The sequence below is a fragment of the Pseudomonas sp. MM211 genome, assembly GCF_020386635.1.
Classification (GTDB): Bacteria; Pseudomonadota; Gammaproteobacteria; order Pseudomonadales; family Pseudomonadaceae; genus Aquipseudomonas.
Window position 1 is genome coordinate 3,163,164 of record NZ_CP081942.1, and the last position, 25,085, is coordinate 3,188,248.

Here is a 25,085-nt window from a genome sequence, read left to right on the forward strand (position 1 = left end):
GTTCAAACATTCTGTTAAAGCGGCTGCCCGGGTAATTCCAAACCGCTGCGCTAAGGTTGAACTAGGACATGGAACACGAATCGCACATAACAAGCCCATAGACGGAGCATAAACATGGCGTTCTTCACCGCGGCCAGCAAAGCCGACTTTCAGCACCAACTGCAAGCGGCCCTGGCGCAGCATGTCAGTGAGCAGGATCTGCCACGAGTGGCCCTGTTCGCTGAACAGTTCTTCGGCATCATCGCCCTCGAGGAACTGACTCAACGGCGTCTTTCCGACTTGGTCGGTTGCACCCTTTCTGCCTGGCGCCTGCTGGCTACTTTCGATCCAGCGCAGCCCCAAGTGCGCGTGTTCAACCCCGACTATGAAAAGCATGGCTGGCAAAGCACCCATACCGGCATCGAAGTCTTGCACCCGGACATTCCGTTCCTGGTCGACTCGGTGCGAATCGAACTCAAGCGCCGCGGTTACAGCATCCATACCCTGCAGAACAGCGTGCTCAGCGTGCGCCGTGATGCGCAAGGCGCACTCATCGATCTGCTGCCCAAGGGCAGTGCCGGCCCGGATGTCACGCGCGAATCGCTGATGTTCCTGGAAATCAACCGTTGCGCCAGCAACGCCGAGATCAAATCGCTGCAGAAGACCCTGCTCGACGTATTGGACGAAGTGCGTCTGAGCGTTGCCGATTTCCAGCCTATGAAGGCCAAGGCTCAGGAACTGCTGAGCAAGCTAGGTGAAGGCACCTTTGGCCATGCTCATACCGATGCCGCCGAGCTGGACGAGATCAAGGTGTTTCTCGACTGGCTGCAGGACGATCACTTCACCTTCCTCGGTTACGAAGAATTCACCGTTCACGACGATGCCACTGGCGGCTATCTGCAGTACGACGAAAGCTCCTTACTGGGGCTGTCCAAGCGTCTACGCAGTGGTCTGAGCAAAGAAGACCTGCACATCGAACCCTACGCGCTGGCCTATCTGCGCGAGCCGAGCCTGCTGTCGTTCGCCAAGGCGGCTCAGCCGAGCCGGGTACACCGTCCAGCCTATCCTGATTTCGTCTCCATTCGTGAAATCGACGGCGAGGGCAAGGTGGTCAAGGAGTTCCGTTTCCTCGGTATCTACACCTCCACCTCCTACAGCGAAAGTGTGCGCGAGATTCCGTACATTCGCCGCAAGGTCGCCGATGTAGAGAAGCGCTCCGGCTTTATCTCCCAGGGTCACCTGAGCAAGGAACTGGTCAAGGTTCTCGAGGTGCTGCCGCGTGATGATCTGTTCCAGACACCGGTAGATGAGCTGGCCAGTACCGCGCTGTCTATCGTGCAGATACAGGAACGCAATAAAGTGCGCCTGTTCCTGCGTTTCGACCCCTACGGTCGTTTCGTCTATGCCCTGGCCTACGTGCCGCGTGACATCTATTCCACCGAGACCCGCCTGCGTATTCAGCAAGTGCTGGTCGATCGCTTGCAAGCCAGCGATTGCGAGTTCTGGACCTACTTCTCCGAGTCCGTACTGGCCCGTGTGCAGTTCATCCTGCGTGTTGATCCGAAGACCAAATTGGCTATCGACCCGCAGCAGCTCGAGCGCGAGGTCATTCAGGCCTGCCGCTCCTGGACGGACGACTATGCGTCCCTGGTGGTGGAGAACTTCGGAGAGGCCAAGGGCACGCGCGTGCTGACCGACTTCCCCAAGCATTTCCCGGCCGGTTACCGCGAGCGCTTCCCCGCGCATTCGGCGGTGGTCGACATGCAGCACCTGCGCAGTCTCTCCGAAGAGCGCCCGTTGGTGATGAGCTTCTACCAGCCGTTGGTGCCAGGTGAGCGTCAGTTGCACTGCAAGCTGTATCACGCCGATACGCCGCTGGCGCTGTCCGACGTGCTACCTATTCTGGAAAATCTCGGTTTGCGCGTGCTCGGCGAATTTCCATACCGGCTGCAACATCAGAGCGGGCGCGAATTCTGGATTCACGATTTTGCCTTTACCTACGGTGAAGGTCTCAAACTGGACATCCAGCAGCTCAACGACACGCTGCAGGACGCCTTCGTGCACATCGTACGTGGCGATGCCGAAAACGATGCCTTCAACCGCCTGGTGCTGACCGCCGGCCTGCCCTGGCGCGACGTAGCGCTGCTGCGCGCCTATGCCCGTTACTTGAAGCAGATTCGCCTGGGCTTCGACCTGGGCTACATCGCCAACACGCTGCTCAATCATGCCGATATCGCCCGTGAGCTGGTGCGTCTGTTCAAGACCCGCTTCTACCTCGCCCGCAAGCTCAGCGCCGATGACCTGCAGGACAAGCAGAACAAGCTGGAGCAGGCCATTCTCGGGGCGTTGGACAACGTTGCGGTGCTCAACGAAGACCGCATCCTGCGTCGCTATCTGGATCTGATCAAGGCGACTCTGCGCACCAACTTCTATCAGCCCGATGCCCAGGGCGAGGCGAAGCACTACTTCAGCTTCAAATTCAACCCGAGCGCGATCCCTGAACTGCCACGACCAGTGCCGAAGTTCGAGATATTCGTCTACTCGCCGCGCGTCGAAGGCGTGCACCTGCGCTTCGGCAACGTCGCGCGGGGCGGCCTGCGCTGATCCGACCGTGAAGAGGACTTCCGTACCGAAGTGCTCGGCCTGGTCAAGGCGCAGCAGGTCAAGAACGCGGTGATCGTGCCGGTCGGCGCCAAGGGTGGTTTCGTGCCACGCCGCTTGCCTGTGGGTGGCGGTCGTGACGAGATCCAGGCCGAGGCCATCGCCTGCTACCGCATCTTCATTAGCGGGCTGCTCGACATCACCGACAACCTGAAAGACGGTGAAGTAGCGCCGCCCGCCAATGTGGTGCGCCACGACGTCGATGACCCGTACCTGGTCGTCGCGGCCGACAAGGGCACTGCGACTTTCTCCGACATCGCCAACGGCATTGCCGGTGAATATGGCTTCTGGCTGGGCGACGCCTTCGCCTCGGGCGGCTCGGCCGGTTATGACCACAAAGGCATGGGCATTACCGCCAAGGGCGGCTGGGTTTCCGTGCAGCGTCATTTCCGTGAGCGCGGTATCGACGTGCAGAAGGATCTGACCACCGTGATCGGTATCGGTGACATGGCCGGTGACGTATTCGGCAACGGTCTGCTGCTGTCCGAATCGCTGCAGATGGTCGCTGCCTTCAACCACCTGCATATCTTCATCGACCCTAATCCGGATGCTGCACGCAGCTTCGCCGAGCGCCAGCGTTTGTTCGACCTGCCGCGTTCCAGCTGGGCTGACTACGACACCTCGCTGATCTCCCAGGGCGGCGCCATTTTCCTGCGCAGTGCCAAAAGCATCCCGATCAGTCCGGAGATGAAAGCCCGTTTCGATATTCAGGCTGACAAACTGGCCCCCAACGAGCTGCTCAATGCGCTGCTCAAGGCACCGGTGGATCTGATCTGGAATGGCGGTATCGGCACCTACGTCAAATCCAGCCGCGAAAGCCATGCGGATGTCGGTGACAAGGCCAACGACCTGCTGCGTGTCGACGGTCGTGAACTGCGCGCCAAGGTGGTGGGCGAGGGCGGCAACCTGGGCATGACCCAGCTCGGCCGTGTCGAGTTCGGCCTTAATGGCGGCGCCAGCAACACCGACTTTATCGACAACGCCGGTGGTGTGGACTGCTCCGACCATGAAGTGAACATCAAGATCCTGCTCAACGAGATCGTCACCGCCGGCGACATGACCGGCAAGCAGCGCAACACGCTGCTCGCCGAGATGACCGAAGACGTCGGCAGTCTGGTGTTGGGCAACAACTACAAGCAGACCCAGGCCCTGTCGCTCGCCGAGCGTCGTGCCCGTGAGCGCCAGGGTGAATACAAGCGCCTGATGGCGGCCATGGAAGCGACCGGCAAACTCGACCGCGCCTTGGAGTTCCTGCCGACCGAAGAGGAGCTCAACGAGCGCGCCACCAAGGGCCAAGGCCTGACCCGTCCGGAACTCTCGGTGTTGATTTCCTACAGCAAGATCGAGCTGCAGGAATCGCTGATCAAGTCCGACATCGCCGATGACGATTACCTGGCCCGCGAGATGGAAACTGCCTTCCCGGCGCGACTGGCTCAGCAGTACGGTGAGGCCATGCGCCGTCACCGCCTCAAGCGCGAAATCGTCAGCACGCAGATTGCCAACGATCTGGTCAATCACATGGGCATCACCTTCGTGCAGCGTCTGAAGGAGTCCACCGGGGTGGGTTCGGCGCAGGTAGCCGCTGCCTACGTCGTGGTACGTGACGTGTTCCACCTGCCGTTCTGGTGGCGGCAGATCGAGGCCCTGGACAACCAGGTGCCGGCCGATCTGCAGTTGACCATGATGGATGAGCTGATGCGCCTCGGCCGTCGTGCTACTCGCTGGTACCTGCGCAGCCGCCGCAACGACCTGGATGCCGCCCGCGACGTTGCTCACCTCGGCCCACGGGTCAAGGCGCTGGCCATGCGTCTGGACGAGCTGCTCGAAGGGCCTGCCCGCGATCAGTGGATGGCGCGCTACCAAACCTACGTCGAAGCCGGTGTGCCGGAGCTGCTGTCCCGCGTGGTTGCAGGCACGGGCCACCTGTACACGCTGCTGCCGATCATCGAATCCGCAGACCTTACCGGTCGCGAGCCCACCGAAGTGGCATCGGCATACTTCGCCGTTGCTGACGCTCTGGATCTGTCGTGGTACCTGCAGCAGATCAGCAGCCTGAGCGTGGAAAGCAACTGGCAGGCTCTGGCCCGCGAGGCGTTCCGCGATGACCTGGATGCACAGCAACGGGCGATCACGGTCTCCGTGCTGCAGCTGCCAGGTGGTTCGGAGTCGATCGAGGAGCGGGTCGAGGCATGGCTTGAGCAGAACCGTCGTTTGGTCGACCGTTGGAAGGCCATGCTCGCCGAACTGCGTGCAGCGGCTGGTAGTGATTATGCGATGTACGCGGTGGCCAATCGCGAGCTGAGCGATCTGGCGCAAAGCCAGCTGCCGGTATTACCAGCTTGATCACCTGAGCTGTAGCGAGAAACGAAAACGCCCCGACTGGTTCGGGGCGTTTTTTTATCTTTGCTTCCCGAAAGTCATATCGCCGGCAAGCGGGCTCCTACTCGATACGCAACCTCCCATGATCCCGTAGGAGCCGGGGGGGCGCCTAGCCCTTGCCGGCGAATCTCAGTCACCCCCGCAATCTCGCGGAACGGCCACTGATGCATCGCCCGCAAGCGGGCTCCTACTTGATGCGCAAAATTCCCACGATCCCGTAGCAGCCAGCTTGCCGGCGAGTTGTCGCCATGCCGCAATCTTACGAAAAGACCGCCGCCTCAGGGCTTCTGCTGGAGGCCTTCGAGCAATGCCTTGTGGAAGCGCTCAGGTTCTTGAATCTGCGGCGAGTGGCCAAGATCCGGGAAGGTCACCAGGGTCGCGTCGGGGATACGTTTCGCCGTTGCCGGGCCGAGCGCCTTGTAGTCACCCAGTTTGCTGCGCATTGCTTCGGGCGCAGTGTCCTTGCCGACTGCGGTGTTGTCTTTCTCGCCGATCAGTAGCAAAACGGGCATCTTCAGGTTAGCGAACTCATAGACCACTGGCTGGGTGTAGACCATGTCGTAGGTCAGCGCCGAGTTCCAGGCAACGATTTCCTTGCCATCACCTTTGAACATGCCTGCCTGCATATCCACCCAGCGGTCGAACTCTGGGCGCCACTGGCCTGCATAGTAGGTGTTCTTCTGGTAGTTGCGGCTGGCTTCGGCAGTGGTTTTCAGCTCGCGCTGGTACCACTGATCCACGCTCAGGTAAGCCACACCGAGGGTCTTCCAATCTTCCAGGCCGATCGGGTTGACCATCGCGAGCTGCTCAACCTGTTCGGGGTAGAGCAAGGCGTAGCGGGTGGCGAGCATGCCGCCCATGGAATGGCCCATGACCGTCACGCGCTCGATCTTCAGCTGTTCCAGCAGCGCATGAGTGTTGCTGGCCAGTTGCTGAAAGCTGTACTGGTAATGAGCGGGCTTGCTGGACTTGCAGAAGCCCACCTGATCCGGCACTACGACACGATAACCAGCCTCGCTCAGGGCGGCGATGCTGCCTTCCCAGGTCGCGCCGCAGAAATTCTTGCCGTGCATCAGCACTACGGTTCGGCCGTTGGCTTTTTTCGGCTGCACGTCCATGTAGGCCATTTGCAGCGAGCTGCCTTGGGAGTCGAAGGTGAAACGCTTGATCTCGTGTGGGTAATCGAAACCTTGCAGTTCAGGGCCGTAACTGGGCGTTTCGGCAGCCAGGGCCGGCAGGCTGCCAGCGATCAGCAGTGTGGCGAGGGCAATGCGCACAGGGGGATGCTCCAGACGTTAGGGGAGCAAAGACTGACAGCAATACGCGTGTAGCATTGCTGGCAAGTGTTTACAAAACCTGTCTGGGTGGCGCGTTTCAGTCCAGTTCGCGAACGTAACGCAGCATATCCGGGGCACCGGCCTGGCACAGGCCTTCGCCCAGCGCAGAGGCTTGTGGGGAGTGCTTGGGCAGCAGCAGGAATTCGGGGGAGCCCTGGGTACGTAGCAGGCTCAGACGGGCATAGGGTATGTCGTGCTCCATCAGCAACTGCATGAAGGTGGCATCGCTCCAGGCTTCACTCGGCATAGCCAGAACGTGGTAGTTCTGCTCCAGAGCCTGTAGGCCACTTTCGCTGACACGGTATTCGGTAATGTCTGCTGTGAGACTGATTTCCAGACCTCGCAAGCGCGCGTAAGCCACTGCGCTGGCGAATGCTTCAGGATGCTGCTCTCCAGCCCAGAACAGGCGCTCGCCACGCCACTGTGTCTGATAGAGATCGAGGTGTCCTTCGGGAAAGTCCGGCAGCGCCTGGGTCAGCGTTCTGACGAAGTCTCTGTAGCTGATGATGCGGATTTTTCGGCAGGCTTCACTGGTTGCGTAATCCTCGAAGCTGGCATGACGGTCGTCGCAATTAACCAGGCCGTCGACCTTGCGCAGGTCGAGTTTTTCCACCTGGCGGTGATTAACGTCCACCAGCCTGAGCAATGCCAGGCGAGCGTCTGCCTTGTCTTCCTGTACGGGGCCAGAAAGCGCGCTACGAGGCAGATCCTTGAGGCGTTGAAGCGGCGGCCCGGCTTGCCAGCAGATAGTGTCGGCGAAGGTCGGAATCGCGGCGAACGGCAGGCGTAACTGGCTGGCACGTTCGAAGATTGGCTTGCAGCCACGGCCAAGCAGACCCACACGCTGGGCCAGAGCGGTAAGGCGTGAGGTAAGAGGGCTGGGCTGTTCAGGCAGGCTCATGGCAACTCGCGGACGTCGGTGTGCCTGCTGCAGTGTGGCAGAGCTGGCAGCGTCTTGCACGGGGTGCATCAAGGAAGTTGGCGCATTGTACGGTGATACCAGGCCGCGTCGACGGGCTTGGCTGAGAGCACTGTGGCAGAATCTGTTCATTCATTTGCAAGGGAGCTTCCATGCCTAGCCTGGTACTGGATATTTCGTTATCGGCAGAACGTCTGCGGGTGCTCTACCAGGGGCGGGCCAATCGCATTCAGGCCCTCAGCCGAGATGGTCGGCGGGTGAGCATTCCGGCCCATCATTTCCGGCCATTTCTGACCCACGAAGGTATTTATGGTTCCTTCGAGCTGCAATTCAACGTCGAAGGTGAGTTGCTCAGCCTGCGTCGCCTGCCCTAGGCCTCGCTAGGCGGGTGGTTGGGCGGCTATAATCGGCGCCTTTCGATTTCGCCACTGACGAGCTAAGCCTGCCCATGTACAACCTGGCCCGCGAGCTGCTGTTCAAACTGTCCCCGGAAACCTCCCACGAGCTGTCCATCGACCTGATTGGCGCGGCCGGGCGTCTTGGTCTTGCCGGGCGCCTGAGCAAGGCACCGAACAGCCTGCCGGTAACGGTGATGGGGCTGCAGTTCCCCAACCCGGTTGGCCTGGCTGCAGGCCTGGACAAGAACGGCAATGCCATCGACGGTTTCGCGCAGTTGGGCTTCGGTTTCGTCGAAATCGGTACGGTCACGCCGCGTCCGCAGCCAGGTAATCCCAAACCGCGTCTCTTTCGTCTGCCCGAGGCCGAGGCGATCATCAACCGTATGGGCTTCAACAACCACGGCGTCGATCACCTGCTTACCCGCGTGCAGGCTGCCAAGTTTCGCGGTGTGCTGGGTATCAACATCGGCAAGAACTTCGATACTCCGGTCGAGCGAGCGGTAGACGATTACCTGATCTGCCTGGACAAGGTCTATGCCCACGCCAGCTACATCACGGTCAACGTCAGTTCGCCGAACACGCCTGGGCTGCGCAGCTTGCAGTTCGGCGATTCGCTCAAGCAACTGCTCGATGCCCTGCACAAGCGCCAGAATGAATTGACGCTGAGCCATGGTCGTCGTGTGCCCCTGGCGATCAAGATCGCTCCGGACATGACCGATGAGGAGACCGTTCAGGTTGCGGCGGCATTGTTGGAGAGCGGCATGGATGCGGTTATCGCCACCAACACCACGTTGAGCCGTGAGGGTGTCGAGAATCTGGCGTTCGCCAACGAGGCTGGTGGCCTGTCGGGCGCGCCGGTGCGCGACAAGAGTACTCATACGGTCAGTGTGCTGGCGGGAGAGTTGGGCGGGCGTCTGCCGATCATTGCTGCTGGCGGTATCACCGAGGGGCGCCATGCGGCGGACAAGATCGCCGCGGGTGCGAGCCTGGTGCAGATCTATTCCGGGTTCATCTACAAGGGGCCTGCGCTGATTCGCGAGGCGGTGGATGCGATTGCCGCGGCGCGCCGCTGAAGAGGGGAAATAAAAAGGGCTCCCTTAGGGAGCCCCTGGGCTTGCGCCCGCCGCTCGGATGGAGCGTGCTTGGTGAAGTCGGTAGGTCCCTGGTTTAGCCGACAGCTCGAAGTTCGTTGAGTCGATGGATACCGGCGGTGCCGGTCAAACCGTCCCAGTTGTCACCGCGGCCTTCACGCCAGCCATTGATCCAGGCCTGACGCACGGACGGAAGAGAGAAAGGACACAGCTCGCGGGATTTACCACTAATACCGTACTGATAGCCGCGCAAAAAAGCTTTTTCTAAAGGATCACGCTTAAGTCTTCTCATAGGGTGTTGCCCTCACTTGTTGACTGTTTATGTCCCGTAGACCTCTGGGAGGTCAGGCAGAAGATTCTGCCGTGGAGTCCGCTGCCGGCGTCGCGAGCCTCCTGTGCCACCGTCGTTGCGACGTTGGCCTGGGTAGATTTCTATCGAATGCAGGAACCCGTGTGAATGATCGATTTGTCATAAGGACGTAACGGTTTTGCGGGTGAGGCCATAAGGTCGGCGTAATTTTTTGTCGGCCTTGAGCGAAAGCCACGGTAAATGGGGCTTCGCACGTTGCTTGCTGGTGTTTTGCCATCGTGAATGGCTATCGATTACACCTGCTGTTTATTCCGACGAAGGGTCGCTTTGCGACTTTTTGTCACTTATTTTGGTTGTGCCTTTTGTTGCGCCCAACCCATTACTGCCTTTTGGCACTGGATCTCTGATGTCGCACGATAACGAACTCTTCCTCACGTGCCCCAAAGGGCTCGAAGGCCTGCTGCTCGAGGAAGCCAAAGCGTTGGGCCTGGATCAGGCCCGCGAGCACACCTCGGCCATTCGTGGCGTGGCCAGCATGGAGACGACTTATCGCCTGTGCCTGTGGTCGCGCCTGGCCAATCGCGTGCTGCTGGTGCTGGCGCGTTTTCCGGTACGTGATGCCGAGACCCTCTACGAGGGTGTGCTCAACGTCGACTGGTTCGAACACCTACTGCCGAGTGGCAGCCTGGCTGTCGAATTCAGCGGTAATGGTTCAGGTATCGACAATACTCATTTCGGTGCGCTGAAGGTCAAGGACGCCATTGTCGACAAGCTGCGCCAGGCCGATGGCACCCGCCCGTCGGTGGACAAGATCAATCCGGACATGCGCGTGCATCTGCGCCTGGATCGTGGCGAGGCGATACTGTCGCTGGATCTGTCCGGCCACAGCCTGCACCAGCGTGGTTATCGCCTGCAGCAGGGCGCCGCACCGCTGAAGGAAAACCTGGCTGCCGCGGTGCTGATCCGTGCCGGTTGGCCACGTATCGCCGCTGAAGGCGGCGCCCTGGCCGACCCAATGTGCGGGGTAGGTACCTTTTTGGTCGAGGCCGCGATGATCGCCGCCGATATTGCGCCGAACATGACGCGCGAGCAGTGGGGCTTCAGTAACTGGCTCGGCCACGTGCCGGCCACCTGGAATCGTTTGCGTGTTGAAGCCGAAGAGCGTGCTGCTGTCGGCCTGGCCAAGCCATCGCTATGGATCCGCGGCTACGAAGCCGATCCGCGACTGATTCAGCCTGCTCGCAACAACATCGACCGCGCCGGGCTGAGTGACTGGATCAAGGTCTATCAGGGCGAAGTGGCGACTTTCGAACCGCGGCCGGATCAGAACCAGAAAGGCCTGGTGATCAGCAACCCGCCCTACGGCGAGCGCCTGGGTGACGAGGCGAGTCTGCTGTACCTCTACCAGAACCTCGGCGAGCGCCTGCGCCAGGCCTGCATGGGCTGGGAGGCAGCGGTATTCACCGGCGCCCCCGACCTGGGCAAGCGCATGGGTATCCGCAGCCACAAGCAGTACGCCTTTTGGAACGGCGCATTGCCGTGCAAGCTGCTACTGATCAAGGTGCAGCCCGAGCAGTTCGTCACCGGTGAACGTCGCACTCCCGAGCAGCGTGAGCGCGAACGTGAGCAGAGCGAGCTGCAGGTCGAAGAACCGAAACTCAACCGCAACGGCAACCCGATCAAGCCGGCACCGGCTCCCGTAGAGCAGGCGCGGTTGAGCGAAGGCGGGCAGATGTTCGCCAACCGCCTGCAGAAGAATCTCAAGCAGCTCGGCAAGTGGGCACGCCGTGAGGGCGTTGACTGCTACCGTCTGTACGATGCCGATATGCCGGAATACGCCCTGGCTATCGACCTCTATCACGACTGGGTGCATGTGCAGGAGTACGCCGCACCGCGCTCCATCGACCCGGAGAAGGCCCAGGCCCGTCTGTTCGACGCGCTGGCCGCTATTCCCCAGGCGCTGGGCATCGACAAAAGCAAGGTGGTGATCAAGCGCCGCGAGCGGCAGAGTGGCACCAAGCAATACGAGCGGCAGGCCGCGCAAGGCAAGTTCATGGAAGTGGCCGAGGGCGGCATCAAGCTGCTGGTCAATCTGACCGACTACCTGGATACCGGGCTGTTTCTTGATCACCGTCCACTGCGCCTGCGCATCCAGAAAGAAGCTGCGGGCAAGCGCTTCCTCAATCTCTATTGCTATACCGCCACGGCCAGTGTGCATGCGGCAAAAGGTGGTGCGCGTAGCACTACCAGCGTCGATTTGTCGAAAACCTACCTGGACTGGGCGCGGCGTAACCTGTCGCTCAACGGCTTTTCCGACAAGAACCGCCTGGAGCAGGGCGATGTGATGAGCTGGTTGGCCGATGATCGGGGTGAGTACGACCTGATCTTCATCGACCCTCCGACCTTCTCGAACTCCAAGCGCATGGAAGGCGTGTTCGATGTACAGCGCGATCATGTTCAGTTACTGGACATGGCCATGGCCCGCCTGGCGCTGGGCGGCGTTTTGTACTTCTCCAATAACTTCCGCAAGTTCCTGCTCGACGAGCAATTGCCGTCGCGTTATCAGGTGGAGGAGATCACCGCAGCGACCCTCGATCCGGACTTCGCCCGTAACGCCAAGATCCACCGCGCCTGGAAGCTGATGGCCAAGTAACCAACGAACCGTAGCCTGGGTTGAGCGCAGCGATACCCAGGGCGATTTCCCGGGTGTCGCTGTGCGCTCGACCCGGGCTATCTCATGCTGTTATCTGGCGTTGCTCTTCGGCTGCTTGTAGAGGTCGAGCAGCACCTGGTCGAGAATCACCGAAGCGCCCCAGGGTTTCGGGTCGTTGAGGATCGCCACAACGGCCCAGCTGTTGCCATTGCTGTCGCGACTGAAGCCGGCGATGGCGCGGACGTTGTTCAGGGTGCCGGTCTTGATGTGTGCCTGGCCGGCCATGGGTGTATTGCGCAGGCGTTTGCGCATGGTGCCGTCCAGCGCGACGATCGGCATCGAACTGATGAACTCGGCGGCGTAGGGGCTCTTCCAGGCAGCCTCCAGAATACGGCCCATCTCTCGAGCGCTCAGGCGTTCCGCACGGGACAGCCCGGAGCCGTTCTCCATCACCAGTTGTGGTGCGGTAATGCCCTTGCGGGCCAGCCAGGCGCGGATCACCCGCTGCGCGGCGTGGGCGTCGTCGACGTCCGCATCGGTGCGATTCTGCGCGCCGATGCTGAGGAATAGCTGCCGAGCCATGGTGTTGTTGCTGTACTTGTTGATGTCGCGGATGATTTCCACCAGGTCGGGGGAAAAGGCTCGCGCCAGCAGGCTCGCGCTCTTCGGCACATCGGCCTGGCGGTTCTTGCCCATGATGCTGCCGCCCAGCTCCTGGAAGATGGCGCGCACGGCACCCGCTGCATAGCCGGGATGGTCGAGCAGCGACAGGTAGGTCTGGGCGCTGCAGCCATCGGTCAACTGGCCGGTGACGATCACCCGGGTGCCGTCGAATTCCTTGACCGGGTTGTAGCGCACGTCCGGCCAGGCCGGGCATTTGCCAGCCTTGAGCACCTTGACCTGATTATCCAGCGTCAACCCCGCCAGCGGTGGCTCGGCAGCGACGGTGACCTTGCCATTCTCGGCGCGGGCGATGAAGCGCAGCGCCTTGAGGTTGACCAGTAGCGAGTCGGGGGTGACCAGATAGGGCTTGTTGGCATCGCCGCCGTCGTCGTTGAAGGCGGGCAGATCAGGCTGTGCGAAATAGCTGCGATCGAGCACCAGATCGCCGGTCACCTGACGCACGCCATTGGCTCGCAGGTCACGCAGCAGCAGCCAGAGCTTTTCCATGTTCAGCTTGGGATCGCCGCCACCCTTGAGGTACAGGTTGCCGTTGAGCACGCCGTCCTTGAGTTGGCCGTCGGTATAGAACTCGGTTTTCCACTGATAGGTCGGGCCGAGCAGTTCCAGTGCGGCGAAGGTGGTCAGCAGCTTCATGGTCGAAGCCGGATTCACCGAAACGTCGGCATTGAAGATGGTGCCGTTGCCTGGGCCAGTGAGCGGCAGGGTGACCACCGACAATGATTGCTGGCCGATCTTGTTGGCCTTTAGGCTTTTGACCACGTTTTCAGGGAGATTAGCGCTGGTCGCCGCATAAGCGGGCAGGGCAGTAGGCAGTACGAGGCAGGCGAGGGCCAGAGGGCGGAGGATGCGCAACCTCCGAACGGCGGGTACAACGGAAAATCGCATTACGAGCTCCCACAGCGGTTTGGGACAATGCGCCGCATTATGCCCCATGACTAGGCTATCAGGGCTGCGATTGCGGGGTTTTTCGTCAGGTGACGGGCATCGAGCTCGCTAAGCTGGTAGAGTGCCGCGCGTTATCACTCTGAAGGATTTTTACCCATGGCTACCAATCGTTCCCGTCGTCTGCGCAAGAAACTCTGTGTGGATGAATTCCAGGAGCTGGGTTTTGAGCTGAACCTGAACTTCAAGGAAGACCTGAGCGACGAAGCCGTCGACGCCTTCCTCGATGCATTCCTGAGCGACGCCATGACCGCCAATGGTCTGGGCTACGTCGGTGGTGACGACTACGGTCTGGTATGTCTGTCCAAGCGCGGTTCGGTCAGCGAAGAGCAACGCGCCGCCGTCGAAGCATGGCTCAAGGGCCGTTCGGAACTGGTTGATGTCAGCGTCAGCCCGCTGCTCGACGTGTGGTATCCGGAAAACGAGATCAACTCGGCTTCCTGATGCACTGTACGGGCCTCGTTCGAGGCCCGTTCTTTCTCAGGCTGATGCAGCCTGACGACTCTCCAGATGCCGAGCGGTGATTGTCGCCACGGCCTCACTGAATGCCACACACTGTTCGCTACGGATGTCTAGATGCCCGTCAGGGGTCTCCTCACCCTGTAGCAGCACAAGCATTCCCAGCAGTTCGCCTTGACGGTCACGTAGAGCAATTGCCAATAGGTTTACCAGTGGCGTGCCTAGCATGTTGAGCAGCGGCCGATAGTCGCCAGCCTTGTCGAACCCCAGTGAAAGTGATGCGTGGCCGCCATCCAGCGCCTGGCGCAGCCATGCCGGTAAAGCGCCGCCATCGAGCGGCAAGCTATGCAGATCGCTACTACGCAGCCTGTGAGTTGCGTCTGCAAACTCCATTGTGTGCGGCTGCAGGTGCCCGTTTTGAATCAGGTAGACGATACCGGCTTGAGCGTGGATGGCCTGTAGGGTTTGCTGCGTTGTCCACTTCAGCATTGCCTGAATACTCGGCTGATGACCCAGTTCGGCGATGATCTTCTGGTAGCGCGTCAGGGCTCCATTCATCTGTGCCATGGCCTGTGCCAGGCAATCCACCTCAAGCACCGAGGAACGTAGGCCACTCGCGGCCGCGAAGTCGAAACGCCCCATCGCCTCGGCTTGATCCTGCAGAGCAGCAAGTGGACGGGTGATACAGCGCGACACCAACCAGGCGATAGGTAAACACAGCAGCAAGGTCGTCAAGGTAATCAGTGCGCCTTGCCAGCGGATGCGATAAGCGTCGGCGAGCAATTCATCTTCCGGTACCAGCAACGCCAGGTACAGGCCATCTGGGCCGCCCTCGCTGACGTGGCTGCGGGAGACCACCCAGCGGCGTTTGTTTAGCGTTTCGATACTTTGCTGATTGTGCCCGGGTGTCAGTTCGACAAAGGCGTCGGCCTGTTCCGTCAGCAGTTCGGTCACCGGCTTCAGTCGCGGCTCGGGCGTATGGCTGAGTAGGCGTTGGCTATCGGGGTAGGCAACGGCCAATCCCCTGGCATCGAATAGCACCACTTCGCTGCTCGGTGTGACCTTGTGCTTGATTAGCGTGGCGGAAAGGTCTTGCAGAGTCAGATCGGCGGCAATCACCGCTTGTTCACCGATTGCGTTGGCCAGGGTGGTGCCGATCGCCCCAGAGGAGAAGAACACATAAGGCGTGGTGGTGATTGTGCCGCTCTGGCTGTGGGCACGGCTGTACCATTCGCGCGTTCGCGGGTCGTAATCCTGGCTACCCAAGGGACGGCGCTCCAGCAGCTTCAACGCGTCATCGAAGTACAGGTATTCACCCGTCCGGCCGTTTGCGTGCTGCTCGACTGCCCAGATTTGCAGCGAGGCGCCTTCGGGGGCCTGGAACTGCCGCTGGATGGTTCGGTTACGCAGAGCGCGAACCATGAAGAAGTCGCCATTGCGGTAACCGAGGTACAGCGAGGCCAGCTTGGGATTGTCACGCAGTGCCTGGGCGAAGGGGGCGAGCAGGGGCATGCGCGTCTGCAGGTCATCGCTGCGGGCACCTTCGGCGAACGCCAGCACGCCGAGCAGGTGATGGATGGGTTGGTAGGTGGCGCTGATATCGCGCTGTACATCCTGCTGAATATGTTCGAACAGGATAGCGCTGCTGGAGAAGATGATTGCCGTGGTCTGGCGGTAGTTGAACACACCCAGTGCACCGCCGGTGAGCAGCAGCATCAGCATGAACAGCACGCTAATGTGAACGTGCAGGGGTAACCTGCGTTCTCCAGGCCGGAAGCTGCTGGGCATCGCGCGTCGCTCCATGGTTGCGCTATTAATAGGCCAGCATAGTCAGGCGTTTATGGCACTGTCGAGTCTTGTGAAGGCACTTTGTCATTATTGCCGAGTGGTTGCTGTTTTATCGCCGCGCGATTGTCCAGCCATTGCCGCAGGGCATGCATTAGCAAGGCTATGAACAGTGTCAGCAGAATGCCCAGGGTGACGTTGAACAGGCGTACCTGTGGCAGGTGCCAGTCCCTGGCCAGGCTTTCCGCGAGCAGCACGAAGCACACCGTGGTCTGCAGCACGAACAGGCCGTAGTTGTGCGCTTGCAGAGCACGGCTCAGGGTGATCAGCGGCAGCATGATGGCCACCATCATCGGTGGGCTCTGTAGGCTGTTGCCGAACAGGATCAGCAGTCCGGCAGCGCTCAGGCTGGCCATGCTTGCCTGCAGGGCACGCACCAGGCTGCCCCTGAACTCCAGCTGCAGGGTGGTGACCACCGCTAGAGTTAGCCAGTAACCGCGCTGCAGGTGCGCGAGGTTGACGATCAGGCCGGCCAGCGATACTGCCAGCGTGCAGCCCATCGCGTACAACCACCACTGCTGGCGTGACTGGCGGCGGGCATGGCGGCGCAGCACCTTTATCAGGCTCATCAGGCGCGGCATGTACGGCCACATGCGCAGGCCGTGAACGCCACGCAGGCCGAACGCCAGGAGCATCACCCACAGCCCGCCGAGAATGAACAGCATGGCAATGGCGTAGGGGTTATTCAGGCTGCTGCTGCCGTATTGACCTTGACCCAGGCACAGGCACACAGTGAGGCCGATACCCAGCTTGCCTGCTTCAGTACCGTAACGCTGCAGCCAGGCCAGCAGCAGGCCAAAGCTGGCGAATAGCGAAAGGCTGATCAGTGGGTGCGTCGCCGACCAGAAACCCAACCCTGCACTGCAGGCGCCGAGCCCGGTTAGCAGCAGCATGCGCAGCATGCCGAAGCGGTGTAGCGGATTGGCCTGTGCAGCCTGAAAAGCACCGACCGAGGCCCACAGGAAGCCAGGGTGAGCACTGAACAGCCCCAGCAGCAACGGCAGTGCACAGCCCAGCCCTGCCACCACGGCCGGGCCCCAGGCAGGTGGCCCGGCGTGCCAGCTGAACAACTGTCGCAATACCTGGCGCATGCTCAGACGGGGCTCGAGCGGCCGGTCATTTCGCGGGCCATTTCGGTAGCGTAGCTATCGGTCATGCCGGCAATGAAGTCGATCATCCGCAGGAAGGAGCGGTACAGCGGCCAGTACGGATCGGGCGCGTTATGGCCGAGCAGGTCGAGGATGCGGCGGTTCTTGAACGACGGCGTGCGCCCGCCATGTTGTTCCAGCGCCGCGCCGCAGAAGGCATTGAGGAGAATTTCCAGGGTGGTGTAGGCACCGATCTCGTGGAGGGTTTTGCGTTTGTCCTGAAAGATCTTTTCCCGGGCCATCGCCTTGGCGGCTTGCACGCAATTCTTGGCTGGGCCGTGCATGTGCTCGACCAGGTCGCCTTCCAGAGTACCTGCCAGCAACGCCGACTGCTGCTCGACGAAGGCGTGGGCTGCCGAGTTGGTCAGGTGCTCGATGGCCTTGCCGCGCAGGATTGCCAGCTTGCGTCGACGCGAATCGTTGGGCCCCAGTTGGCGATAGGTCTCCGGCAGGTCATCGCCGACCAGATCGAGCAGCAGCGACTCCACTTCGGCGTAGTCGAGCAGCTCCATTTCCAGGCCGTCTTCGAGATCGATCAGGCCGTAGCAGATATCGTCTGCGGCCTCCATCAGATACACCAGGGGGTGACGCGCCCAGCGCTGTTCTTCGAGTTGCGGCAGGCCGAGCTTGCTGGCGATCTGTTCGAGCAGTGGAAGCTCGCTCTGGTAGCAACCGAATTTGTGCTTCTTGTAACCGAGGGCCTCTGCGTGACGAGACGTCCAGGGGTACTTGAGGTACGTGCCTAGGGTTGCATAAGTCAGCCGCGTGCCGCCGTCGAACTGGTGGTACTCGAGCTGCGTGAGCACGCGAAAGCCCTGGGCATTGCCTTCGAAGCTGAGGAAGTCGCCGCGTTCGGCATCGCTCATAGCGTCCAGCCAGCCGCGACCGGCCGCCTGCTGGAACCAGTGGCGAATGGCGTCTTCACCGGAATGGCCGAAGGGCGGGTTGCCGATGTCGTGAGCCAGGCAGGACGACTGCACCACCATGCCCAGGTCGCTCGGCTCGCACCAGGAGGGCAGTTCGCTGCGCAAAATCTCGCCGACGCGCATGCCCAGGGAACGGCCGACGCAGCTGACTTCCAGCGAGTGGGTCAGGCGCGTGTGGATGTGGTCGTTGCTGGACACCGGGTGCACCTGGGTCTTGCGGCCCAGGCGGCGGAAGGCACCGGAGAAGATGATCCGGTCATGATCCTTGTGAAAGGGGCTGCGGCCCAGTTCATCGGCGCTGGGCGACGGTTTGCCAAGACGTTCACGGGTGAGCAGGGTTTGCCAGTCCAAGCGTGCTTCCTTTATCGGAGACGATGGCGCGGCCTTCGTCGGTCATATGCATGTGGTTTGCCAAAGACCCCCACATGCGAATTGATCGTTAGCTTCCCTGTTCGACGAAGCAACTGCAAGGCTGCATCCACTAAAGTCCATTGGCATCGATATCGACCAGTAACAGCCGGTTGCCGTTGTCGATGAACTGCCCGGCCGTGAGGCAGTATTGGTTGCTGGTCGCATCGCGGTAAGTGCTGGACAGAATCAGGCGGCGTTCTTCCCAGCCCTCTGCGAGCAACTGGTAGAAATACGGGCGCCACGACCAGTTATGGCCGATGTAGCGATCATCGGCCTGCCAGGCACCGTCGCGCCACTCCAGGTTGGGCGTGGTCTGTGTGCCATGGCGGTCACATTGGTACAGGCGCAGCAGCCAGGGGTAGGCCACTGGCGCGGCAAGCGCTGCCGGCAGGCCGCTTTCCAGATCGTTCTTGAGCACTGCGAACAGCTCGGCGAGTTGTTTGCGTAGGCCCATCAGACGAGCCCTCTCGGCCAATTTCTGCTGCACGTACTGATCGCGCAGCAGTGCGAAACGATCAACGAACGCATCGTTCTCGAAAAACGCCAGTTCGGGCCTGGCAAACAGATAGCCTTGCACGTAGCGGGCTCCGCATTCCAACGCAAAGTCGAGTTCGGCGTTGGTTTCCACGCCCTCGGCGATGATCCAGCAGCCGGTTTTTTCGGCCATCATCGCCAGTGCCTTGACCACTTCGCCACTGGGGCCGCCACGGGCTGCTTCCTGGAACAGGCGCATGTCTAGCTTGAGAATATCGGGTTGCAAGGCCAGCACCCGGTCGAGCTGGGAGTAGCCAGCGCCGAAGTCATCGATGGCGATGCGCGCGCCGGCTTCCCGGTAGCGGGCCACTACGCCAGGCAGGCGCTGGCTTGCGCCACCGAGTTCGGTGATCTCGAAAACCACGCGCTTGGGATCGATACCGCTGCGCTCAAGCTGCTTGAGGCTGGGCAGCGCCTGTTCAGGTCGCAAGCGACTGATCCAGCGTGGCGATATGTTCAGGCTCAAGAACCATTGCGACGGCGCGTCGTGAAAACGCATCAGCGCCTGTTCACGCACTTGCCGGTCGAGGCGGCGCAGGGCGGTTGGCGGTGTCTTGGGATTGGCGAACAGCGGCCCTGCCGAGTGCAGGCGACCCTGTGCGTCACGCAGCCTGGCCAGCGCTTCGACGCCAGCAATCTGGCCGGTAGCCGTATCGATAAAGGGTTGGAAGACGGCGAGCGGTTGACCGTCGAGCACCGAGCACATCCTTAGCAAAGAGAACGGTAATGCCGGGTAATATCCGGCTCAAGCCCATGTCGCTAGCAAGAATGTGGCCAGTATCAGGCTTGCTCAGGCTCTTTTGCTGGCTTTTTGCCTTCAGGGTCGGCCGGGCGTTTCCTCAGGTTGGGAAAAGCCTCCAGCGCCATGCGCAGCCAGCGACGCCATTGGCCGCCGCGCATACCGAGCAGGGTCAATGCGAAGGCTCCGCCGGTGATCCAGATTGGTGCGTTGCTGCCTTTGAGTTCCTGGCGCCAGTGATTGCCGAAGTCCTTGGCTTTCTGCAACGGCTGCAGGATGACCATGGTTTCGTGGCGAATTTCCTGACGATGCATTTCCAGGCGCAGACGCAGCATGGTCTTGCGCAGTTCCTGGGTGGAGGTCTTGCTACTGGGGCGGGTCATGGCAGCAATTGCTCCCGATCGCGGGTCAGTTCTTCGAGGCTGGCGCTAAATGGGGCGGGGGCGTTGCGCATGCGCTGGACAAGGCTCGCCGCGCAGGCAAGCAAACCCAGCGTATAGAAGAGGCAAAGCAGGGAAATCACCAGAATGCGGTGGCTTTCCCAGAATACGATCAGCAGTGCGGCAGATAGGCCGGTGATCAGCAATAGCCCGAACAACACGCACAAGCCAGTCAGGATCAGCAGGGTGACGGTGCGCGCCTGCTGCTCCCGAAACTCTTCGCTGAACAGTGCCACATGGCCCTGAATCAGCCCGAGCAGGGCACCGGCCAGGCGCCGCGGCGAAGGCCCGCGGCTGGGAGGTGCTGCTGTCTGGCTGTCATCCATGTGCTGTCCTGATCAACGTCGGCTAATGAGCATGCCGATCAGTATACCAATGCCGGCGGCTATGCCGATGGTCTGCCATGGGTGGGTCTGCACATAGTCTTCGGTCGCGCCGACTGCAGCCTTACCGCGCAGCACGACGTTCTCTTCGGTGTTCTTCAGCGTCGAACGCGCACGGCCGAGGCTGTCACGGATCTGCGCGCGCAGCTCTTCGGCTTGATCGCCTACCAGGCTGGCCGAGTGCTGAAGCAAGACTTCGGTGTCGCGCACCAGCGCCTGAAACTCTTCGAGCAGTTCTTCTTTATTGGCAGGTGCAGCAGGACGTGAAGGAAGTGGGCGGGCCATGGATCGTTCTCCTGTAGGTGTGATGCGGTGTAAGGGGTTCGAGTAGCTGCCATTGGCCAGGTTCAGTCTATCTGTGAATCGCCGGGAATGAAGCAGGCCCGGAAGGCATAAGCATTGCATTGGCGTGGTGCGTTCGTGCCTGAGATGCATGTTTATGGTGCTTGCTCCGCTAGGAAGGCAATGGTCTGGTGCGTACGTAACAAATTGATAATTAATCAATAAGTGCTGAAATGACAGCATCGTTGAGCACCAGGATGGCGCTCGCCTTCAGTTGGTAACGCGGTAAAGCGGCCACTGATGCCTCTTTGTGGTGCTTTCTGATTGGGCGATGTTCTTTTCTGGTGCTTTTCTCTGCGGAGCCTCTGCCTCGATGGAAAATCTCAACAGTGCCGTGCAAACGCTGATTCACGGCTCTAATACATTGTTCATCCTGATCGGCGCGATCATGGTGCTCGCCATGCACGCCGGCTTCGCTTTTCTGGAAGTGGGCACGGTAAGGCAGAAGAACCAGGTCAACGCTCTGTCGAAGATCCTCTCGGACTTCGCGATCTCCGCCATGGCCTATTTCTTCGTCGGCTACTGGATTGCCTATGGGGTGACCTTTCTGCACCCCGCCAGCGTACTGGTCGAGGGCAATGGTTATGCATTGGTGAAGTTCTTTTTTCTGCTGACCTTCGCGGCGGCGATACCGGCGATCATTTCCGGCGGCATCGCCGAGCGCGCCCGCTTCGGCCCGCAGCTATGCGCCACGGCGCTGATCGTTGCCTTCGTCTATCCATTCTTCGAGGGCATGATCTGGAACGGTAACTTCGGCCTGCAGAGCTGGCTGGAGGCGCAATTTGGCGCGCCATTCCACGACTTTGCCGGTTCGGTGGTGGTGCATGGCGTTGGCGGCTGGCTGGCATTCACCGCGGTGCTGCTGCTCGGGCGCCGGGATGGCCGTTACCGCGATGGCCGTCTGGTCGCCATGGCGCCGTCGAGCATTCCATTCCTTGCTCTGGGCTCGTGGATACTGATCATCGGCTGGTTCGGCTTCAACGTGATGAGCGCCCAGACCCTGGGCAGCATCAGCGGACTGGTGGCGGTCAACACGCTGATGGCCATGGTCGGCGGCACGCTGGCGGCGCTGATCGTCGGCCGCAACGATCCTGGCTTCCTGCATAACGGCCCGCTGGCCGGCCTAGTGGCGATTTGCGCAGGTTCCGACCTGATGCATCCGGTCGGTGCGCTGGTCACTGGCGCTATTGCCGGCGCGCTGTTCGTCTGGGCGTTTACCGCCACTCAAGTGAAATGGAAGATCGACGATGTGCTCGGCGTCTGGCCGCTGCACGGTTTGTGTGGCGTCTGGGGCGGTATCGCCTGCGGCATCTTCGGGCAGCAGATGTGGGGTGGTCTGGGTGGTGTCAGCCTGGTCAGTCAGTTGCTCGGCAGCGTACTGGGTGTGCTGGTGGCGCTGATTGGCGGCTTCCTGGTATATGGCGCGCTGAAGCTGGTCGTCGGCATTCGTTTGAGCCAGGAGCAGGAGTATTACGGCGCCGATCTGTCGATACACAAGATCGGTGCGGTCAGTCAGGACTGAGCCGCTTGTCGAGTTGCTCGGTAGCTAGCCCTAAACTTTTGCCAAGAGCTGCCGTCAACCTTGGACATGCTCCGTTTCGGTGACTTGCCATGACTGTTTCTCTTCCGCTGTCGACCTCAACGACAGGCCGCTCGCCTCAGATTGGCGGCCAGACCACCATCCGCAACGCGGCCGATGCCCAGGCCGCGCTGTCCAATCGGCTTGCCGAGCGCCTGGGGCTGCCTGCCGGCTCGCTCACCGCCAAGCAGGATGACTTCTCTCCGGAGAAGGTGGCAGATCGCGTGCTCGGGTTCATCGAGCAGCGGCTGAAGAGCGAAGCGGCTGCAGGTGCGAGCCCGGAAAAGCTGCAGAAATTCATGGATCAGGCCCGTTCTGGCGTAGAGAAGGGCTTCGACGAAGCCCGCAAGATTCTCGACGGCATGGGCGTTCTCAAGGGTAAGGTCGCCACTGATATCGACGATACCTACCAGCGCATTCAGCAGGGCTTTGCCGGCCTCGACAAACAGTTCGGCGCAGCGCCAGCCGCTGGTGTCGTACCGACGTCGAGCGACCGTTTTGCGGCCGTGGCGGAAAGCTTCGAGTTGGATATCACCACCCGAGATGGTGACCGCCTGCGTGTATCGATCGCTCAGGCGTCCGCCGCCTGGTCGCGCACCGAAGGTTCCAGCAGCCAGTCCGGCAGTCTGCAGATCGGTGGTTGGCAGGTGCAGGTCGAGGGTGATCTGGATGATCAGGAAAAAGCCGCCCTGGAGAAGCTGTTCAGCCAGGTGCAGGATCTTTCCAATTCCTTCTATTCCGGTGATGTGGCCGGCGCCTTCGATCGGGCCATGTCGCTGGAAATGGACGGCTCGCAACTGGCCTCCATGTCCCTGAAATTGACCCAGACCAGCGTGCGCCAGGCTACCGATACCTACGGCTCCGTGGCCAGCGAGGGTGGGCAGCCAGCCAGTGCGGTCAACGGCGCGCTCAACGACTATGCTCAGGGCCTGCTTGACGCACTGCGTAACGCCAATGAATGGGTCAGCGACGGCAAGGGCCTGCTGCAGGATCTGCTTAAAGGTGGCTTCTCGCTGGACGAGCGGTTTGATACTGCGCGGCTGGACAAGGCAGAGCAGCTTAATGGCCGCCTGCTGGACGGTCTGCAGGGCCTGTTGGGCTCCACGTTGGCGCCGAAAGCGGATGGAGGGCGGCGAGCGCCTGATTGTTGAGGGCGGGGTGGTAGAATGCCACCTTTCTCGCTGCGGAGGCTGACCCATGCTCCCTGAGTGCCAATTGCTGGGAACCCTCGGTTGTCATCTGTGTGAATACGCCGAGGCGGTAGTGATGCCTTTCGTCGAGCGCGGCTTGCTGGTCGAGTTGGTCGATATCGCGGAGCGTGACGACTTGCTTGAGCGCTATGCGTTGTTGATACCCGTGCTGAAACGCACCGATACCGGCGCCGAGTTGCCTTGGCCGTTTGATGCGCCGCAGGTCGTCGCCTTTCTTGGCTGATACACCGTCTGCACACAACGAGCCTGACGCATTCGAAGTCTGGCCAGGTTTTGCTTTTTAGAATGACAGGGGAGTTGTATCCATGGGTGTAGTGCTGGGCGATGCGTTATCGCTGCTGCTGTTTCGTTTGCACAGTGGCCGTTTGCTGGGCATCAATCTGCTCAAGGTCAACGAGATCATTCCCTGCCCGCAGTTGACCAAAATGCCCAGTCGGCACCCCCATGTGCGCGGCGTGGCGACTTTGCGTGGTTCGGCGCTGACGGTCATCGATCTGGCGCGAGCGATTGGTGAGCGCGGTGGTAGTGATAGCCAGGACGGCTGTCTTATCGTTACCGAGCTCAGCCGGTCGCGGCAAGGGCTGCATGTACAGAGCGTGGAGCGCATCGTGCAATGCTCGACTCGCGATGTGCGCCCGCCGCCTGCTGGCGCTGGCACGCGCGCTTTCATTACCGGAGTGACGCAGATCGACGGCGCTATCGTGCAAATTCTCGACATTGAAAAAGTCTTGCATGAGATCGCACCGGCTCCTCTCGAGGATGTCGCCGATGAGTTGCTCAGCCATGCCGAGCGGCAGCTCTTGCAAGGCCGTCGAGTACTGGTCGTCGATGACTCCCAGGTAGCCCTGCAGCAAACGCTGATCACGCTGCGAAAGCTCGACTTGGACTGCCAGGCCGTACGTAGCGCCGCCAGCGCGCTTGAAGTGCTGCGGGCCGCGCAGCAGGAGGGGCAGCCGATCGAGGTGTTGGTCTCGGATATCGAAATGCCGGAAATGGACGGCTACACCCTGGTTCAGCAGATTCGCAAGGACAGTGTGCTTGGCGAGACCTACGTGCTGCTGCATACCTCGCTGGACAGCACCATGAATACCGAGAAGGCCCGCGCAGTGGGGGCCAACGACGTGCTCACCAAGTTCTCCAGCGTCGATCTCAGCAAAGCGCTACTGCGCGCGTTCCAGCGTCTCAACGACTGAATCGCGGCACGCCTATTCAATTCTCTGTTCGCCGGTGAACTGCAGGGTGATCTTGCAGCGCCGGCAGAAGTAGCGACGGCCCTTGGCGACCAGGGCGTGGCGCTGCGCGGAGAACGGAAATTCGCCTTGCGGGCACTGGCAGCGATAGATGAAGCGGCTGACCTGGCGGCGTTTCACGTCATAGCTGTGGCAGCGGTGTGGCGGAAGTTCGTAGACCCCACGCATGATCAGCTGCCATTCCTCGCCATGTGGCTGAATGCTCAGGCCGAAAAGCTGGTGTGCGACCAGATGCGCCACTTCGTGGGGCACCGTCTGGCGCAGAAAATCTTCCTGGTTTTCACGGTACAGCTGCGGGTTGAAGCGCAGTTTGTTTTCCGTGAGATGAGCCACTCCAGCCTTCTGGCCGCGCAGCTTGAAACTCACTTCGGGGCGTTTGAATGGCTGCTTGAAGAAGGTTTCCGCCTGCTGATAGCAAGCCTCGACGCGGGCGTGGATCTGTTCTGACATGGGGGCATCGGGAAA

The 25,085-nt window shown here is 60.9% G+C and carries 20 protein-coding genes and 1 pseudogene; 9 read left to right on the plus strand and 12 right to left on the minus strand.

The window, feature by feature from the left end:
• The first annotated feature begins 114 nt into the window (after positions 1 to 114).
• Positions 115 to 4,983 (plus strand): annotated as a pseudogene (locus K5Q02_RS14455) (NAD-glutamate dehydrogenase).
• A 314-nt stretch (positions 4,984 to 5,297) separates the two neighbouring features.
• On the opposite strand, the gene K5Q02_RS14460 reads toward K5Q02_RS14455, so the two are convergent.
• Positions 5,298 to 6,296: an alpha/beta fold hydrolase gene (locus K5Q02_RS14460; protein WP_225831635.1), complete on the minus strand. Its 999-nt coding sequence runs from the start codon at positions 6,294 to 6,296 to the stop codon at positions 5,298 to 5,300.
• Between the two features lie 97 nt (positions 6,297 to 6,393).
• Positions 6,394 to 7,257, minus strand: a complete 864-nt coding sequence (locus tag K5Q02_RS14465) for a DUF6685 family protein (protein ID WP_225831637.1) — start codon at positions 7,255 to 7,257, stop codon at positions 6,394 to 6,396.
• Positions 7,258 to 7,427: 170 nt separating this feature from the next.
• Here K5Q02_RS14465 and K5Q02_RS14470 point away from each other — a divergent pair, with 170 nt between their 5' ends.
• Together K5Q02_RS14470 and K5Q02_RS14475 are read left to right on the plus strand one after the other, a co-directional pair.
• Positions 7,428 to 7,649, plus strand: a complete 222-nt coding sequence (locus K5Q02_RS14470) for a DUF2835 domain-containing protein (protein WP_225831639.1) — start codon at positions 7,428 to 7,430, stop codon at positions 7,647 to 7,649.
• A gap of 74 nt (positions 7,650 to 7,723) precedes the next feature.
• A complete protein-coding gene (locus tag K5Q02_RS14475) occupies positions 7,724 to 8,746 on the plus strand; it encodes a quinone-dependent dihydroorotate dehydrogenase (RefSeq protein ID WP_225831641.1) in 1,023 nt (340 codons plus the stop codon).
• 94 nt (positions 8,747 to 8,840) lie between these two features.
• On the opposite strand, the gene rmf is transcribed toward K5Q02_RS14475, so the two are convergent.
• On the minus strand, positions 8,841 to 9,056 hold the full coding sequence (gene rmf, locus K5Q02_RS14480) for a ribosome modulation factor (RefSeq protein ID WP_225831642.1): 216 nt from the start codon (positions 9,054 to 9,056) through the stop codon (positions 8,841 to 8,843).
• Between the two features lie 424 nt (positions 9,057 to 9,480).
• On the opposite strand from rmf, the gene rlmKL reads away from it, so the two are divergent.
• On the plus strand, positions 9,481 to 11,727 hold the full coding sequence (gene rlmKL / locus K5Q02_RS14485) for a bifunctional 23S rRNA (guanine(2069)-N(7))-methyltransferase RlmK/23S rRNA (guanine(2445)-N(2))-methyltransferase RlmL (protein WP_225831644.1): 2,247 nt from the start codon (positions 9,481 to 9,483) through the stop codon (positions 11,725 to 11,727).
• Positions 11,728 to 11,817: 90 nt separating this feature from the next.
• Here rlmKL and dacB read toward each other — a convergent pair whose 3' ends face one another.
• Positions 11,818 to 13,296 (minus strand): D-alanyl-D-alanine carboxypeptidase/D-alanyl-D-alanine endopeptidase, encoded by a 1,479-nt coding sequence (dacB, locus tag K5Q02_RS14490; protein ID WP_225831646.1) that lies wholly within the window; start codon positions 13,294 to 13,296, stop codon positions 11,818 to 11,820.
• Positions 13,297 to 13,452: 156 nt separating this feature from the next.
• Between dacB and K5Q02_RS14495 the strand changes: the two genes are divergently transcribed.
• On the plus strand, positions 13,453 to 13,797 hold the full coding sequence (locus K5Q02_RS14495; RefSeq protein ID WP_131179129.1) for a YggL family protein: 345 nt from the start codon (positions 13,453 to 13,455) through the stop codon (positions 13,795 to 13,797).
• A gap of 36 nt (positions 13,798 to 13,833) precedes the next feature.
• Here the strand turns inward: K5Q02_RS14495 and K5Q02_RS14500 are convergent, their stop codons facing one another.
• The 7 genes from K5Q02_RS14500 to K5Q02_RS14530 form a co-directional block, all read right to left on the minus strand.
• Complete coding sequence (locus K5Q02_RS14500) at positions 13,834 to 15,534, minus strand: hypothetical protein (RefSeq protein WP_225831649.1); 1,701 nt, start codon at positions 15,532 to 15,534, stop codon at positions 13,834 to 13,836.
• A 116-nt stretch (positions 15,535 to 15,650) separates the two neighbouring features.
• Positions 15,651 to 16,748, minus strand: coding sequence for an FUSC family protein (locus K5Q02_RS14505; RefSeq protein WP_225831651.1), 1,098 nt, complete (start codon positions 16,746 to 16,748; stop codon positions 15,651 to 15,653).
• Between the two features lie 2 nt (positions 16,749 to 16,750).
• Positions 16,751 to 18,082 (minus strand): deoxyguanosinetriphosphate triphosphohydrolase, encoded by a 1,332-nt coding sequence (locus K5Q02_RS14510; protein WP_225831652.1) that lies wholly within the window; start codon positions 18,080 to 18,082, stop codon positions 16,751 to 16,753.
• A 130-nt stretch (positions 18,083 to 18,212) separates the two neighbouring features.
• Positions 18,213 to 19,373 (minus strand): EAL domain-containing protein, encoded by a 1,161-nt coding sequence (locus K5Q02_RS14515; RefSeq protein ID WP_225831653.1) that lies wholly within the window; start codon positions 19,371 to 19,373, stop codon positions 18,213 to 18,215.
• A gap of 83 nt (positions 19,374 to 19,456) precedes the next feature.
• Positions 19,457 to 19,798 carry a hypothetical protein gene (locus K5Q02_RS14520; protein WP_225831655.1) on the minus strand — a complete coding sequence of 114 codons (342 nt, stop codon included), beginning with the start codon at positions 19,796 to 19,798 and terminating at the stop codon, positions 19,457 to 19,459.
• A complete protein-coding gene (locus tag K5Q02_RS14525; protein WP_225831656.1) occupies positions 19,795 to 20,181 on the minus strand; it encodes a phage holin family protein in 387 nt (128 codons plus the stop codon). Before K5Q02_RS14525 ends, K5Q02_RS14520 begins: the two co-directional genes overlap by 4 nt.
• Positions 20,182 to 20,193: 12 nt before the next feature.
• Positions 20,194 to 20,523, minus strand: coding sequence for a DUF883 family protein (locus K5Q02_RS14530; protein WP_042555727.1), 330 nt, complete (start codon positions 20,521 to 20,523; stop codon positions 20,194 to 20,196).
• Between the two features lie 370 nt (positions 20,524 to 20,893).
• Here K5Q02_RS14530 and K5Q02_RS14535 point away from each other — a divergent pair, with 370 nt between their 5' ends.
• From K5Q02_RS14535 to K5Q02_RS14550, 4 genes are all read left to right on the plus strand, one after another.
• Positions 20,894 to 22,102, plus strand: coding sequence for an ammonium transporter (locus K5Q02_RS14535; protein WP_225831659.1), 1,209 nt, complete (start codon positions 20,894 to 20,896; stop codon positions 22,100 to 22,102).
• A gap of 89 nt (positions 22,103 to 22,191) precedes the next feature.
• Positions 22,192 to 23,310 (plus strand): DUF5610 domain-containing protein, encoded by a 1,119-nt coding sequence (locus tag K5Q02_RS14540; RefSeq protein WP_225831661.1) that lies wholly within the window; start codon positions 22,192 to 22,194, stop codon positions 23,308 to 23,310.
• Between the two features lie 46 nt (positions 23,311 to 23,356).
• A complete protein-coding gene (locus K5Q02_RS14545; protein WP_225831663.1) occupies positions 23,357 to 23,593 on the plus strand; it encodes a glutaredoxin family protein in 237 nt (78 codons plus the stop codon).
• Between the two features lie 82 nt (positions 23,594 to 23,675).
• On the plus strand, positions 23,676 to 24,563 hold the full coding sequence (locus tag K5Q02_RS14550) for a chemotaxis protein CheV (RefSeq protein WP_225831665.1): 888 nt from the start codon (positions 23,676 to 23,678) through the stop codon (positions 24,561 to 24,563).
• Positions 24,564 to 24,575: 12 nt separating this feature from the next.
• Here K5Q02_RS14550 and K5Q02_RS14555 read toward each other — a convergent pair whose 3' ends face one another.
• Positions 24,576 to 25,070: a SprT family zinc-dependent metalloprotease gene (locus tag K5Q02_RS14555; RefSeq protein WP_225831667.1), complete on the minus strand. Its 495-nt coding sequence runs from the start codon at positions 25,068 to 25,070 to the stop codon at positions 24,576 to 24,578.
• Positions 25,071 to 25,085 lie beyond the last annotated feature (15 nt).